At 62.8% G+C, this 15,708-nt stretch carries 12 protein-coding genes; 8 read left to right on the plus strand and 4 right to left on the minus strand.

Annotated features, from left to right (window positions below):
* Positions 1-183: 183 nt before the first annotated feature.
* From ACZ522_RS02915 to ACZ522_RS02925, 3 genes are all read left to right on the plus strand, one after another.
* A complete protein-coding gene (locus ACZ522_RS02915; protein ID WP_379695010.1) occupies positions 184-1,890 on the plus strand; it encodes a nitrite/sulfite reductase in 1,707 nt (568 codons plus the stop codon).
* Positions 1,880-3,526 (plus strand): Coenzyme F420 hydrogenase/dehydrogenase, beta subunit C-terminal domain, encoded by a 1,647-nt coding sequence (locus ACZ522_RS02920; protein ID WP_379695008.1) that lies wholly within the window; start codon positions 1,880-1,882, stop codon positions 3,524-3,526. Before ACZ522_RS02915 ends, ACZ522_RS02920 begins: the two co-directional genes overlap by 11 nt.
* Positions 3,527-3,630: 104 nt before the next feature.
* Complete coding sequence (locus tag ACZ522_RS02925; protein WP_379695006.1) at positions 3,631-4,167, plus strand: metal-dependent hydrolase; 537 nt, start codon at positions 3,631-3,633, stop codon at positions 4,165-4,167.
* On the opposite strand, the gene ACZ522_RS02930 is transcribed toward ACZ522_RS02925, so the two are convergent.
* Entirely contained in the window at positions 4,096-4,758 is a 663-nt protein-coding gene (locus ACZ522_RS02930; protein WP_379695004.1) for a DUF1616 domain-containing protein, read from the minus strand. The genes ACZ522_RS02925 and ACZ522_RS02930 overlap by 72 nt on opposite strands.
* Before the next feature lie 234 nt (positions 4,759-4,992).
* Between ACZ522_RS02930 and ACZ522_RS02935 the strand changes: the two genes are divergently transcribed.
* The 5 genes from ACZ522_RS02935 (at position 4,993) to ACZ522_RS02955 (ending at position 12,747) form a co-directional block, all read left to right on the plus strand.
* A complete protein-coding gene (locus tag ACZ522_RS02935) occupies positions 4,993-6,351 on the plus strand; it encodes an oligosaccharide flippase family protein (protein ID WP_464391754.1) in 1,359 nt (452 codons plus the stop codon).
* Positions 6,352-6,480: 129 nt separating this feature from the next.
* Complete coding sequence (locus ACZ522_RS02940; RefSeq protein ID WP_464391755.1) at positions 6,481-8,796, plus strand: DUF2206 domain-containing protein; 2,316 nt, start codon at positions 6,481-6,483, stop codon at positions 8,794-8,796.
* A gap of 5 nt (positions 8,797-8,801) precedes the next feature.
* Positions 8,802-9,770 carry a glycosyltransferase family 2 protein gene (locus ACZ522_RS02945; protein WP_379694998.1) on the plus strand — a complete coding sequence of 323 codons (969 nt, stop codon included), beginning with the start codon at positions 8,802-8,804 and terminating at the stop codon, positions 9,768-9,770.
* Positions 9,706-10,530: a hypothetical protein gene (locus ACZ522_RS02950; protein WP_464391756.1), complete on the plus strand. Its 825-nt coding sequence runs from the start codon at positions 9,706-9,708 to the stop codon at positions 10,528-10,530. The genes ACZ522_RS02945 and ACZ522_RS02950 overlap by 65 nt, the downstream gene beginning before the upstream one ends.
* A 459-nt stretch (positions 10,531-10,989) precedes the next feature.
* Positions 10,990-12,747 carry a glycoside hydrolase family 16 protein gene (locus tag ACZ522_RS02955; RefSeq protein WP_379694994.1) on the plus strand — a complete coding sequence of 586 codons (1,758 nt, stop codon included), beginning with the start codon at positions 10,990-10,992 and terminating at the stop codon, positions 12,745-12,747.
* Positions 12,748-12,840: 93 nt separating this feature from the next.
* On the opposite strand, the gene ACZ522_RS02960 is transcribed toward ACZ522_RS02955, so the two are convergent.
* The 3 genes from ACZ522_RS02960 to ACZ522_RS02970 form a co-directional block, all read right to left on the minus strand.
* Positions 12,841-13,518: a class I SAM-dependent methyltransferase gene (locus ACZ522_RS02960; RefSeq protein ID WP_379694992.1), complete on the minus strand. Its 678-nt coding sequence runs from the start codon at positions 13,516-13,518 to the stop codon at positions 12,841-12,843.
* Between the two features lie 114 nt (positions 13,519-13,632).
* The gene (locus tag ACZ522_RS02965) at positions 13,633-14,565 is read right to left on the minus strand and encodes a glycoside hydrolase family 16 protein (RefSeq protein ID WP_379694990.1); all 933 of its coding nucleotides are present in this window, start codon (positions 14,563-14,565) and stop codon (positions 13,633-13,635) included.
* Positions 14,534-15,706: a glycosyltransferase family 4 protein gene (locus ACZ522_RS02970; protein WP_379694988.1), complete on the minus strand. Its 1,173-nt coding sequence runs from the start codon at positions 15,704-15,706 to the stop codon at positions 14,534-14,536. Before ACZ522_RS02970 ends, ACZ522_RS02965 begins: the two co-directional genes overlap by 32 nt.
* Positions 15,707-15,708 lie beyond the last annotated feature (2 nt).

The following is a 15,708-nucleotide window of genomic DNA, read 5'->3' on the forward strand; positions in this document are numbered from 1 at the left end:
GCACGTACGCCCCACGTTCGCCGGACACCGTTCCCCTCACTCCGACTCACCCTATGCTATGCGGTCACAGGTAACAGTGCTCCGCACCTCTAGACGGGACCCGAGGCAGAATTCGCATAAACGAGTTGATGTAATGGTCGTTCGTCAGTTATGTGGTACCACGCCTCTTTGAGGAGGTACATCATGAACACTGTCGAACGCTGGAAGCAAGAGAAACACCCCCTCGACGTGATAGAGGACGTCCACGAGTACGCCGAGGAGGGACTGACGTTCGAGGAGATAGAGGAACGGGCCGGCGAGGGCGAGTGGGAGCGTCTGAAGTGGGCCGGGATGTACAGTCACGGCCGACAGGAGGGGTACTTCATGGTCCGCACGAAGGTGCCCGGAGGGTTCCTGACGCCCGAACAGGCCGAGGTGATAGGCGAAGTCGCGGAGGAACACGCCACCGCGCCGCCGGAACACGGCGGAGAGGACCAAAACTCCGTCTGGGGCGACGCGTTCCTCGACATCACGACGCGGCAAGACATCCAGATGCACTGGATAGAGATCGAGGACATGCCCGAGGTGTGGGAGAAGTACGACGAGGTGGGCCTGACGACCGTTCAGGGGTGCGGCGACGGCGCGCGCAACGTCCTCGGATGTCCCGCCGCGGGGTTGACGGACCACGAGTGCTTCGACGCCCAACCCGTCGTCGACGCCGTCTCCGACTACTTCACGGGAAACCGCGAGTACGCGAACCTCCCCCGGAAGTTCAAGATGACCGTCACCGGGTGCCGCGAGGACTGCGCGCAGTCGCAGATCAACGACGTCGGCCTCACGCCCGCGCGCAAGGAGGTAAAGGGAGCGGACGTCTACGGCTTCCACGTCCGCGTCGGCGGCGGCCTCTCGGATGGCCCGCGAATGGCCTCGAGCCTCGACGTGTTCGTCCCGCCGGAGGACGCGGTGGAGTTCTGCCGCGCCGTCGCGCAGACGTTCAAGGAACTCGGCGACAGGAACAACCGCGGCGTCTGCCGGATGCGGTACCTCGTTGAGCAGATGGGCGCGGAGAAGTTCGAGGAGGCCGTCCGCGACCGGTGCGACGTGGAACTCCCGACGCGGGGGACGGACCTCACCCGGAGTTACACCGGCGACCACGTCGGCGTCCGCGAACAGAAGCAGGACGGCCTCTACTACGTCGGGTTCAACGTCATCGCGGGTCGGATGGGCGGCGACGAGTTCGCGGCGGCCGCCCGCGCGGCGAAGAAGTACGGGACGGACGAGGCGTCGGTCCGGTTGGCGACGGATCAGAACTTCCTCGTCACGCACGTGCCGAAGGAGAACCTCTCTGACCTCCTGAACGAACCGTTCGCCCGCACGTACGAACACGACCCCGGGCCGTTCTCCCGCGGCGCGGTCGGATGCACCGGGTCGGAGTTCTGCAACTACGGCATCATCGAGACGAAGAACCGCGTCTACCGGTGGGCGAAAGCCCTCGACCGGCGGATAGACACCCCCGACGACGTGGACGTCGTCCGGATGCACATGTCCGGGTGTTCGGCGTCGTGCGCCCAACCCCAAATCGCGGACATCGGCTTCCGCGGGGAGACGGTGAAGGTTGACGACCCCGAGGGGACGACCAACGACGAGGGCGACAACATCGTCGAAGGGATGGACTTCGGACTCGGAGGCTCTCTCGGATCCGACAACGAGTTCCTCGACTGGGTTGAGAACGCCGTCCCGGCCCGATCGGTGATACCTGCGCTCGAAGAACTGTTCGCGGCGTACGCCGACGAACGCGAGGAGGGCGAACGCTTCTACGAGTGGACCCGCCGCGTCGAGAACGACCGCCTGCGGACCGTCATGCAGGGTGCCGACGCCGACGTTTCCGGGGGTGTCGCGCATGGGGACTGACGGCGACGAAGGCGGGCGAGAGAAGCGGACGCTTCCGAGCGTCCCCGACGCCGGAGACGACCACGCGGAGACGGGCGTCCCGCCGGTGGACGGGAGTTCTCCGGGACGGACGCCCGACGCCGGCGACGACGCGAAACTCATCAAGTACCGGAAGCGACCCGTCGAGTCGCGGTCCAGCGACGCTGACTCCGATGTCGATTCCGCAGGCGACTGCGGATGCGGCGGCGGGTGCGCGTGCGGCCTCTCGTCCGGCGGTAGCGAGGAGAGTGAAGCAGTTGCAGACGGAGGGGCACGTCCCGCGAACGTGGATGAGAACGGCAACCTCCGGGACCTGGACTTCACGGAACCGACGGCGGGGAAGAGCCAGGACGTCTACGACGACGCGCCGGACAGGCGCGTGCAGGTGCCCGACGGCGTCGAGTTGGACACGCCGGGGTACTCCATCCGCAGCGAGATGAACGACATCGAGGAGTCCGAGGACAAGACGTGGTTCATGGAACTCGACGCCGCGGTCATCGACGAGGGGCGGTGCATCCAGTGTGGCACCTGCGTCGCCTCCTGTCCCTCCGACTCCATCGGCATCGGCGACGACGGACTCCCCGAGTTAGTGAAGATGTGCACCGGGTGTTCGCTCTGCTGGGACTTCTGCCCGCGCGGCGGCCTCCGGTACGAACGGCAGTGGAAGATAACCGGCGGCGAGGACAACGTGAAGGGGGCGGGCGACCCGATAACGGAGTTCTCCGCGAAGGTCGAAGACGACTGGCGCGGGAACGCCCAGGACGGCGGCGTCGTCACGTCCGTCCTGATACACCTCCTGGAGGCGGGCGAGATAGACGGCGCACTCGTCGCCACCGAGTCCGAGGACGAACCGTGGAAGGCGGAGTCGTTCCTCGCGACCACCCCCGAGGAACTGATAGCGAACGCCGGGAGTTTCTACAACCAGACGATGGCGCTGGGCAACCTCGACATCGATCAGTGGGAGGAGAAACTGCCGGACAAATCCCCGGAGGACCTCTCTCTCGCACTGGTCGGGACGCCCTGCGAGATAGAGGGGATTCGCGCGCTACAGGACTTCCAGTGGGACTACGCCTCCCAGGAGGACGGCGTGCGCGCGATAGACTACACCATCGCGCTGATGTGCACGAAGAACTTCAACTACCACCGCCTCGTCGGCGAACAACTGGCCGAAAAGCGCGATTTGCCGCCGGAGGACATCGGCAAACTCGACGTGTTGGACGGGAAGATGATGGCGTACGACCACGACGGCGAGATGATACTGGAGGAGGACGTCGAAGCGTTCCACGACGCCGCCCTCAAAGGCTGCGACGAGTGCGCCGACTTCACGGGGTACTGCGCCGACATCACCGTCGGGTCGGTCGGATCGGCGGACGAGTACTCGAGCGTCATCGTCCGAACCGCGACGGGACTTGACGCGTGGGAACTGACGGAACCGGACCTCGACTACCACGACTTAGAGGACCGGTCGGCCGTCGGCGGCCTGCAGTCGTGGGACAAGAAGAAGGCGTTCGAGTCGCTCCGACGTCCGTTCGACCCGGACGCCCCGCGGTTCATCGAGTACACCGAGCACGCCGAAAACTACGGCACGACGCTTCGCGCGCACGAGTCGGACCACTAGCGGTCTGCGAGCGACGCTCGCTGGAGAGTGGTGTGCGACGCTCCGGCACGCTCGGCTGCCGCTCGACGGTGTAGTTATGTATCGCCCTCCGAAACGGGGATCCGATGTGGCCGTGGGGACACGCCGCCGTCGGCTACCTGCTCTGGTCAGCGTTCGTGAATCGCGCCGACGACCGGCCGCCGACCGGCCCGGAGGTTGCGTTCGTGGGACTGGGGACGCAGTTTCCCGACCTCGTGGACAAACCGCTGGCATGGACGTTCGGCATCCTCCCCTCCGGTCGTTCGCTGGCGCACTCGCTGTTGACCGCCGCATTGGTGATTTCGATCGTCTACCTCGTCACCCGGCGGCGCGAGGAACCGGTCGCAGTCGCGTTCGGAATCGGATACGTTAGTCACAGCGTCGCCGACTCGTTCTCGCCGCTCCTGACCGGCGAGTACGACAAACTCACCTATCTCCTCTGGCCCGTCCTGCCGTCGCCAGTGTACGAGTCGGAGTCGTTAGCGTCGAACGTCGACGGGCTAGCGCTTTCGGGGTTCGTGTTGGTGGAGTTACTCTTGGTCGCGTTCGCACTAGTCCGCTGGCGGTTCGACGGGATGCCGGGGATAGCCGAGTTCGTCAGCCGACTCCGCGCCGTTCGCTGAGACGTTCATCCAGAGGTGGAGCGAGCGGTACGCGCTCTCCGCGTTCGGATTCGCGGGCGGTTCGCCGCGATAGAGAAGGAAGCTGGCCCGGAGGTTCTTCCCGGTCATCGTCGGCACGAACTCGTAGGGGATGGTCCGGGTCCCGCCCGGAGCGACGGTGACTCGGTCTCGAGAGAGCGTTTTCGACGTTTCTATCCCCGCGACGGTTCCACCGTCACCCATCCGTACCTGTTGCAGTCGGACGACGACGGTGTACGTCGATCCGGTCTGTTCGTGGTTCGCTATCGAGAGGACGAGCGGAACCGACTCGCCGCGTTCGACGTTCCGGGGATACTCGTTAGAGACGAGGTTCCCGGAGTCGTCTCGGGTGAGAACGGAGAACTCGGTGTATCGGTCGTCCGGGAGGGATAGCGCGTACGCGATACTCGCCGGCGCGAGGAGGAGGCTGAGGACCAAGACGACGTTCACCGTCGCGCCGGTCCACTCCGCGTCTGACAGCGACCGACCTCGCGATCGAAGCCGTCGAACCGACGAGGCGAGCTTCGACCCTCGGTGGCCGAGTCGTCGGAGCGTGTCGCGAACCTCGGGCATCACCGCCGCGGTTCGGCCGAGACGACAATAAGCGTAAGGGCGTAAACTGGACTCTATCGCCCGATATCCCTCGGTTTTGGGGAACATCCTAGTAACCTCATCAACTGTCAAATAGCTGGATGACGAACGCACAAAGCGGTGTGAAACCCGTTCGCTGAGCGGGATGGTTAACAGATGGACCTGAGTCGCTCGTCGTTCAAACTGTTCCTATCGCGAGGAGGTAACGCGCTACTCATGTTCGGAGGGATTACCTTCTTCGCAAACAGCCTGGACGCCGGCCAACTCGGGATCTACTTCCTGTTTCAGACGGTGCTCGGACTCCTGTCGATACCCGCCGACGTGGGAATCAGCGGGGCGTTGGAGAAACGGTTGAGCGAGGGAGGACAGACCCAAGATAGGACGCTCGGTTCGGCGGTCGCGTTCAAAGCAACCGCTACGACAGTGGTCGCTGCCGGAATCCTCCTCGGGCGAGGGAGCGTCAACGATTTCATCGGCGCAAACGTGGCGGGACTGCTCGTGGTCGGCCTCGCGACTCACGAGTTCTCGAAACTGTACCTTCACGCCGTTCGTGGAGAACTGCGCGTCGGCGAGACGGCCCCCATCGAGTTTGCGAACCGTCTCGTCTGGCTGGGACTCGGCGCACTCCTCGTTACCCGCGGTTACGGTCCGCGCGGTATCGTCGTCGGACTCATCGCCGGGTCTGCGGTCGGACTCCTGTGGGCGTACAGTCGGTGCGGCGTTCCTATCGGTCGGCCGACGATGGACGCCGTCAAGGACCTTCTCGCATTCTCGAAGTACCAGACCGTCACGTCGGTCGGCGGCCGGGTGTACTCCTGGATGGACGTGGCGTTCGTGGGCTACTTCCTCGCGTCGAGTTACGTTAGCGCCTACGAGATCGCGTGGCAGGTGACGCTCTTAGTCATCCTCGTGAGCAAATCCATCGGGGTGACGCTCTTCCCCCAGATCAGCCAGTGGAACGAAGCCGCCGCCACCGAACGCATCGGGTCCAGTATCTCGACGGCGATGGGAGTCACCTTGTTCATCTCCATCCCCGCGCTCGTCGGCGCGACCATATTCGCCAGCGATATTCTTCGATTCATCTTCGGTCCCGAATACGTCGTCGCCGCGGCGGTACTGGTCGTCTTGATGGTCGAGAAGGTGTTTCAATCGGTCAACGACGTCGTCGAGGGTGCGGTGCGAGCGATCAACCGGCCGGACCTCGCTGCGCGGGCCACCGTCGTCGCCGTCTCGCTCAACCTCGTTCTCAGCCCCCTGTTGCTCGTCACTGTCGGCTTCGTGGGCGCGGCCATCGCGACGACCACCTCCTGGTTCGTCAACACGGTACTTCACGCTCGCTATCTCTCCCGATACGTCTCGTTCTCTATCCCGTATCGATTGGCGGGCTGGTACGCCGCATCGTCGCTGCTGATGGGTGGCGCCCTCCTCGCCGTCAAGTGGGCCGTCCCGGTTACGGGCGTCGCGATACTGGTGGCGGAGATTGCGGTCGGCGTCGCAGTCTACGTCGCCGTCACCGTCGCGATTCCCGACGTCAGAGATCAGGTCATCCTCCCCGGAATTCGGACGCTCATCTGAAGACAACGGCTGGTTCGAGGTGGACGACGTCTCGTCGGGGTCGTAGCGAAAAAACATATGGCTCTGGCCTTGAAACGGAGATACAGACGCCATACATATCACACGGATCACGAGATGAGGCGACAGACGATGGGCGCGATTCACAGGCGGCGTTTCCGCGTGTCGGTCGGAAACGTCGGCCTCGGTACCACCGTACTCGGGTTACTCGCCGTGTTCTGGGTGAGCGTCTGGCTCGGTTCGCTCGGAGTGCCGACGTTCGGCGTTCGCATCCTCGTCGGAGGTGTGCTCCTGTTCGTTCCGGGGGCATTGCTCGCGAGTCTTCTCGACGTCGGGACGGACACCGGTGGACGATTCGCCCTCTACAGTAGCGGGCTCGGGCTCGCCCTCCTCGCGACGCTCACCCTCCTCGCCAACGCGGGGTTGGGGGTTCTCGGCGTCGAAAATCCGCTTAGCTTCTGGCCGCTGGCGGTGCTCTTGACAGCGACGACCCTCGCACTGTTCGCTCTCACCACGGTCACCGACGGGGGATTTCCCGACGTCAAGGTCGACCTCGTCGGCTCCGCGCCCGTGTTACTGTTGCTCTTCGTGCTACCGACGCTGTCGGCTCTCGGTGCGGCGATCATGCGTTCGACGGGGTCGAACGTAGGGATGTACCTGTTCGTCGTCGTCGTCGCCGCCGTGGTGCTGCTCTCTGCGACGCGTGTCGTCCGTCCGAACCACTACCCCGTCTTGGTGTTCTTCGTCGCGTTTTCGGCGCTTCTGCAAGTCAACCTCCTCACCAACCACGTCGTCGGAAACGACATTCAGTCGCTGTACTTCAGCGCCGGTCGGATCGTAGAGATGGGGGAGTGGCCAATCGGCCGCGGCGGGTCGGCGTACGCCCTTCCGGTCGTGACCGCCGTGCCCGGGATGGTGACGATAGTGACGGGAATGGAGCTGTGGACTACGTTCACCGTCGTCTACGTACTCCTGTTCTCGTTGGTTCCGGTCGGTATCTTCTACCTCGGCCGTCGGGTCTTCGGGGCCCGCGTCGGACTGTTCGGCGCGCTGTTCTTCGCGTTCTATCACATCTCGCTCACCTACACGCCAGGGAAACAGCTTCTCGCCGAACTGTTCGTGGTCTTACTTCTCGGGCTGTACTTGTTCGAGGGAGTACACGACTCGCGGCGGAAGGCTGCGGCGTTGCTGTTGGTTCTCGGGCTAATCTTCTCGCACTACGCGACGACGTTGTTCTTCGGACTGGCGCTGTTGGCCGCGACTTTCGGCCTCAGGGCCGTCGGCCGGTTCGTCGGCCCCGTGGACCATCGACTATCGTTCGTCTATCCGGTCGTCCTTCTCGGGACGGCAACTGCGTGGTACGGTGTAGCTTCGCAGACGCTCGTCGATACGTTGGTCGGGATACCGACGAGCGCGTTCGACCAAGTCGTCACGCTCCTGAACGAGGGGACGATCTCCGGCGGTGCAGGGGTGACGTACATCGGTCAGCAGACGACCCCGCTCGAAGACCTCAACCTCTACATCTACGTGCTGATGACCGTACTCATTGCCTTCGGTATCGCGTGGCGGACCTTCGTCGATGCGGTACGAGCTAGACGCGGAGAGGAACCCGCTCGGACGGAGTTGACGGCACTCGCTGTTCCGCTATTCGGGTTCCTCTCGCTCTCGTACGTAGTCATCCTGAACCTCTACGCGGACCGAGTGTATCAGATGGTGCTCACGGTGTTAGCACTGTTTGCGGCGGTGGGCTACCGCTCGTTCGACGACGCTCTCGGACGTGTCAGCGGTCGATTTCCTACTTCGCGGTCGTTTCGACTCCCGTGGTCGCTTTTCGCCATCGTCCTCGTCGTCCTCCTCGCCCTGAACTCCGGGTTGGCCTTCGCCGCCCTCGCCGAGTCCGAGAGCGCGACGTTCAACGCCGACGCTCACGACTCAGTGTTCTCGGCCGGTGAACGGGCTGCTGCCGACTGGCTACTGGATAGTACCGACATCCGACCGAGTTCGACGCCGGTAGGCGAGGACCAACTCGAAGGCCGCGACTTCCCGAACCGAATACCAGTGTTTACGGACCGCACCAGCTACCAGTTACTCCGGTCGATTCTTCCCACGGGCTACTACAACGTGGAGACGGTGGCACTGAAGACCGACTACCAGCCGACCATCGACTATGAACAACTCGACGAGGGGTACGTCTTCGTACGGAAGAACGCCATCCGGGACGCAAACGGCCGAGCCGTCGCGCCGGAGTATCTCTCTCGAAGGGAGGCGAACGCCATCGCTGAACCTCGCAACGTCGTTTACAGTAGCGGCGACGTCCGAATCGTCGCGGCGAGGTACGGGCCCGGAGCGAACCAGACGCGCGACCCGGCGACATCCGTCGTCGACTGCCGGGCCGCCGAAGGGCCCCCAACGCTTTGGCGTACGGGCGCGTGCAGTCGTGAGGATTGATTCACGTGGAGGAACGCAACCCGCTCGTCTCGTTCGTCCTCGCGACGTACAACCGGCCGACCGACCTCGCGGAGGCGATAGAGTCTATCCTCGCCCAGCAGTACGAGCCGTTCGAGGTGGTCGTCGTCAGTAGCTCGACCGACGAGACGAGCGAACTGTTCGCCGACGGCGGACGGTTCGACGGAAAGGACGTCTACTACCACGAGTTCGATGAACGGATGGGCGTCCCGAAGGCTCGCAACATCGGTTTCGAACTTGCTTCGGGGGACATCTTCGTGACGATCGACGACGACGCGGTACTGGGAGACCCCGACGCGACGTCGCGACTCGTCTCGCTGTTCGGAGAGCACGAGGACGTCGGTGTGGTTGCCTTCCGGAGTCGGAGTTACGAGACCGGAGGCCCCATCCTCATGGAGATTCCCGACCCGCCAGACATCCGGATGTCCTCGAACGAGCAGTACCGCGCATCGTCGTTCTGCGGTGTCGGAAATGCGATTCGATCCGAACTGCTCGACGACGTTGGCGCGTACCCGCCCGACTTCGTCTACGGATTCGAGGAACACGATCTCTCGCTGCGGTTGCTCGACGCGGGCTGGGACATTCTCTACGCCCCCTCGGTGGAGGTGTACCACAAACAAACGCCGAAAGCGCGACTCCCTTCGGCCGAGACGCGCGAGCGACAGATCGCGAACCGGATCAGACTCGCCGTCAGAAATCTGCCGTGGCGATACGTGGTGTTCACGACGCTAGTGTGGTCCGTCTACGCCGTCGTGACGGCCCAGTTCCGACTCGCACCCCTTCGTCGGATACTCGGGTCGCTGTACGACGAACGGGACGCATTGCTGGCGGAGCGAGACGTTATCGACCGGCGAACTATCGAACTTCTGAAGTCTCGCGGGACGATGCTGTATGCGTGGTGGTACGGTCCTGACCCCCGACGCGTCCTTGCTAATCCGGACCGACTCCTCTGGTGACCCGAGCGATACCCGCCTCGCGGCCGCTAACTCGGCCATAACAAAATGCGCAAACCTCGTCGGTACTCGTATGGATGAGCAGCTCGCGTGGGTCACCGAACTGTTCGACTCGAACGACGTGACCCACTGGGTCGAAAGTGGAACGCTTCTGACTCTCGTTCGTTCCGGTGAACTGACGAAGTACGACGACGACATCGACGTGGCGATACTCGCATCAGACGTCGAGAAGGTCGACCGGCTGATCCCGGAGATAGAAGAACAGGGTTACCGCGTTCAGTCGCGGTCCTACCACGGCCGGACGTACAAGTACCAGTTCATCCCGACGAACGAGAAGGGGCCTCGCTCGCGGACGAACCGGAGACTCGTAGACGTGATGGTGTTCCGTCGGAACGAGACGCACGCCTGGACGGCCCAGTCGCAGGTCAAAGAGGAGTTCGACACACCGGGGCTGGGAGAGCTCGTGGACGTAGTGTACCCGCTCGTCCAACAGTACGCGCGGTCAGCCGGGGGAGAGATCGAGATGACCTCGTTCCCGAAGAGGCAGCTCTTAGAGATGTTCACGCTGTGGCTCCCGCGAAAGTACGTCGACGATATCGTCTACGACGAGGAGTTGGGCGTCCACACCCCCGCGGCCGTCGAAGACTACCTGGCGTTCCGTTACGGCGACTGGCGGACACCGGTCTCGGAGTGGTCGCTTACCGACGACGGAGCCATCCGACAAGCGGAACCCCTAGAGTTAGTCGTCACGGCGCGTCAATGACGTCCGCCGGGGCGAGCGACTGTTCTCTCCACGAAGCTTCCCACTATCGGCGTCGAGAACTGCGACGCAGTTACCCGTACGGACCTTCGAGACGTTCTCTCGTCTCCCGTAGAGGAGAGACAGGCGTTCGTTCCGCATAAATACATCTTTTCCGAGCAACGTTAGGCTCTCATATTATCATATTCCGAACCTTGGGCAGACGTCCCGCCGACCGATCTCCTCTGAGGAGACGCGTCTCCACCGACAGCTTAGCCTCGCGCTTTCATTTGCCCGCGTTTCTCCCTTAAGATCGCCTTAGAAGCGTTCGAACGTCTATGTAGCTGTACGGACTGGACCGCTATATTCATGGATTCGGTAATTAATACTTTGAAGTAAAATCTGTAGAATTCACAAATCATATTGACATATATAAGATAACATAATAATGTATATATCAGTATGTTCTCGTTGTCGGACTGTATGACGCGCAGGCAGAAGACGGACGAACGGGAAGAGAACGAAGGTGAAGAGCTCGGGAGGCGAGATTACCTGAAACTAGCCGCGACGGGGGTAGTCGCCTCGGGAGGGCTCGGCCTAAGCACCGCCTCTACGACGGCAGCAACCGACGGAGGACCACCGAACCCGGACAACTGGACGCTCAACTTCGAGGACACGTTCGACGGGGGGTCGTTGGACACCTCCAAGTGGAGCGTCGGCTACGGGTGGGGTTTGACCGACCGCAACTCGGCCGGGCGGGTCAGTTCGGACGAGGTAAACGTCTCTAACGGACAGCTTCACCTCTCGATGCGGTACGACGGGAGCGTCACCACCTCCGCCGTGAACACGAAGGACAAGCACTACTACGGACCGGGCAGCTACTGGGAAGCTAGCATCAAACTCCCCGGGCGGACCGGAGTTCTCCCCGCGTTCTGGTCGAAACCGAACACGGAAGAGTGGCCGCCGGAACTGGACTTCATCGAAATATTCCAGAACGACGGCGGACGAGAAGACACCCACCGTGCGGAGTACCATATTCACTACTCGACATCTACGGTCTCGGACGACAGTTCGACGCACGAATCTCTTGACGTCGAATACGACTCTTCGACCGATCTGACCGAGGGGTTCCACGTCTACGGATGTCGGTGGCTCGAGGACCGCGTCGACTTCTACTTCGACGGCATCAATGTCGGTACCATCACCGACTCCACTGCGATGGAAGCGCTCAGGAACGGCGGACCGCAGTACATGATGTTGACGAACATGATCGATAAGGTCGGCACCACCGACAAGTCCACCCATTGGAGCGAAGAGATGGTCGTCGACTGGGTCCGCGTCTGGACCTCCGGATCGAGTTCCGACGGTTCGACAGATGAGACGACGGAGGACGCGACGGACGAGACGACGGACGACACGGAACACTACTTCTGGGTGCGCGCTGACAGCAACGACCCCGTGACGTACGCTTTCGAGGCGAGTGGCGGGAACATCAGCGTCGACAGCGGTGAACTGAGCACCGGTGAGAGCGACGAGTGGATATCGAGCGACGGTACTCTAGCGGGCGGCGTCGAAGACAATTCCGGCGGCGACGGCTTTCGGTATCACGGCGAGATAATTGACTTCGCTCACGACGCGCCCGTCGAGACGTATATCGACGACCAGTACGTCGACCCCGACACGCTCGTCGACCCCAACAGCCCCGGCCCCGAACAGCCGACCGACGAGACTGACGACGGCGGGTCGTCCTCGTTACCGCACACGATAACGTTCGACGGCAACGGCGGCGGTACGACGTACTCGGTGACCGTCTCGGACACCATCGAACCGGCCGGCGCGGCGGACGGCGGAGACAGCGTCTCCGGTTCCACCGCGGCCGGTTCGACCGGAAGCGGAAGCGACTCGTTCGGGTTCAGCGGCGAGATAACGAGTCTCTCGCTCGACGGCGACGCCGACGTCTCCGTAGACGGCCAACGCGTCGATATGCTGGTCATCAATCGCGCTTCAGGCAAGAACTCGGTAAGGTACATCGTCGAGACGGCCGGTCGCGTCATCAAGGCCGACGTCCCGTTCGCTTCTATCAACTCCAACGACAAGGTCAGGGGAGGAAAGATTTCCGGCAAGGTCGGGTCTGGCACCGACGCCTACTGGATATTCGGCGGCGACATCGTCGACGTGTCGACGTTCGGCGGCGAGGTCACCACCGAACTGAACGGCGACGTCGTCGACTACACCGACTAACGCCGCACCGACGACGCCCGGGGCGGGCCGACGCTATTTTTTCGGTGCTGCGTCGACGCTTTCGGAGTACCGACAGCGTCCGCCGACGGTCCATCAGCCGGTGTTTTGGCAGACGAAGATGTTCCGGTAACTCAACGACGGAAACGCCACCGCCACCGTCTCGACGAGACGGTGTATCGTCGACGCCTCGGGCGGTGTGCTGGTAGCTCCGAGTACAGTCAGTACGTGAAGATCGTGAGCGGAGAGTACCGAGTGAAGCGTCTCGTACGTGAACACCGAACTCCGCTTCGACAACGAACTCGGTCCCTCGTTCTCGCCGACCAGTCGGTCGAACTCGCCCCGCATCGGGTACGGTAACTTACCGAAGAGTAAGGCGATGCGGTTATGTATCGATGCCAAGTTGGGCGTCGTGAGGACGAATAAGCCGCCGGGACGAAGACACCGCTGTACCTCACCGAACAGGTGGTCTGGATCGCGTAGATAGTCGATCACTTCGCCCGCATGGACGGCGGCGAACTGGTCGTCGTCGAACGGGAGAGTCTCCTCGTCGAGGTCAACGCGGAACGCCGTTAGACCACGTTCTCGGGCTCGTTCGACGGCATCCGGTGAGACGTCGACGCCGTACAGTTCCTCAGCGCCGAACGCCTCTCCGATGCGCACCGTCAGGTCGCCGTCGCCGCACCCGACGTCGAGTAGCGACCCCGTACCCGTACTCGTCCGTTCGAAAATGTCGATGACTGCCCCCTCACGGTCTCGCGTGCGTGATTTCATCTCATTCGGATCTCCGCGGATCAAGCCGGCCGCCTCCGCGCCACGATCGGTGTAGTTCGCGAGGGCACCGACCGACGACGGTCAGTTTGGCCGGGCGAATAACTCTGCTCGTCATCATCGCTCCCAACAGCGGATCCAGTCGACTTCGTACGTCGCCGGGAGATCCTTCGAACGCGGGGAGGGGTCGCCCGGTCGGTCGATTCCAAAGTTGAGTATCAGATAGCAGGATTCGTCGCTGACGTGCGGCCCGTCGTACCGGAACCGCTCGATTCCGTCGATGTACCAGACGACTTTCTCCGGTGGGTCCCAGTCCACGCTGTACGTGTGGAAGTCCGCGCTTAAGTTCGGACCTCCCCACGTCTCTTGCACCTTTCGTTCCTCGCCTTCGGAGTTGGCGTAGTGGTAGGTCATGTAAACCTCGGGGTCGGCCCCGAAGAACTCGAAGATATCTATCTCCGGAGGATGATACGAAGCGGACGTGAGCCAGTAGGCGGGCCAGAACCCCGGAACGGTCGGCGGAATCTTGATGTTCGCCTCGAAGTAGCCGGGCTCGAACACCTCCTTCGCGGAGACGACGCCCGTCGTGAACTCTCGGTCCTTGGTCGGCCTGTCTTCGGCTTTGAGAACGAGCCGGTCGTCCTCGACGAAGACGTTCTCCGGGGCGGCGTATCCGTCGTAGTTGTGCGTCCGGGCGTCCCACGGGTACTTGTCCCGCCACGTCGACGTGTCGAGTTCGTTTGCCCTGAACCGGTCTTCGAGGATCAGTTCCATGTCGTCGGTGTCCGGAACCTCGTCGTTTCCCGTCGCCGTAGGCGTTCCTCCGCGCGCCGAGGTGGTGTTTCCGGACGCGACGCTCGACGGGTTGTCGGAGGTACACCCGGTGCCGAACACTCCGACGCCGACGGCGCCCGCACGAAGCGCCTGTCGGCGAGAGAGTCGAATTTCGCCGTTTCGGTTGTCCGACCCGTCGTCTCGCGGCCCCTCGCTCGCATCGACTCTCTGCTCCTCCTGGCGGTCAGGCCGAGATTCGTCGTTGTCTTGATACATTGTGGTAGAGGTTGAGGTGCTTTTCGGCGATACTGTCCCAAGAGAGTTCTTCACCGAGTCTGCGACTGTTCGCTGCCATCTCTCGACGCGATTGGTCGTCGCCGAGGACGTCGCGTATCGTCGCCGCAAGTCGTTCGGGGTCTCCCGAGGGGACGGTCCGTCCGGCGCCCGACTCTTCGACGAGGGACGGAAAGTCACCGGCGCGGGAGGTGACTACCGGCTTCCCGAACGAGAGGGCCGTCGCGAGCGAACCGCTGTGACCGTTCGTACCGCCCTCGCGTTCGTGGTACGGCATGACGACGGCTTGCGCCCGGGCGAAGTACTGTCTGACCTCCTCGTTCGGGATGAACCGGTCGTGGACCTCGAAGTGCGCCGGATTCTCCGCGACGACGTGTGCCACGTCGCGGGGAATCCGTCCGTCCCCGGCGACGAGCAGTTTCACGTCTGGAACGTCCCGGGCGACGAGGGGGATAGCGCGGACGAGCGTGTCGATTCCCTTGTGTCGGACGACGTTCCCGAAGAACAGCAGCGTGTTCGGTTCCGGGTCGCGGTCGATATCTTCGTAGTTTCCGAATATCGTGTAGGCCCCGTGCGGGATGACCGTCACGTCTTGAGGAGGTACGCCGCGGTCGATTAACGCCCGTTTTTGATTCTCCGTGTGGACCACGGTTCGGTCGAGTTTGATGTCCGGGATGGCCATGTGAACCAGTTCTTCCGCGAGGTGGGGCGGGCGAGCGAACGAGAGTCGTCGCTTCTCCACCTCGTGGCGCGTCACGACGACCGGCAGGTGGGCGTCGATACTGTGCAGTTTCATGAACAGTTTCACCTGCGGGAAGAGGTCGGTGGTGTCGTGGACTATGTCGGGGTCGACGGTTCGAACCTCTCGGACGTTCCGGTACGAGAGGATGCCGCGGACTACCTCTCGAGGGTCGACCTCGCGCCGCGAGAGTTTCGGCATGGAGATACCCAGCGGGGCGAACACCTCCCTGACATCGATTCCGCGGTCGAACACGTCGTCGGCACTCGTCTCGTTCGGTTTGAAGACGGTCACGTCTGCGTGTTCTGCGACGGCGTTGGCGAGTTCCGCCGTGTAGTGAGGGAGGCCGCCGGTACTCTGACCGAGGATGTAGAGCACGTGCATCG

The organism is Halopelagius fulvigenes (assembly GCF_055398025.1).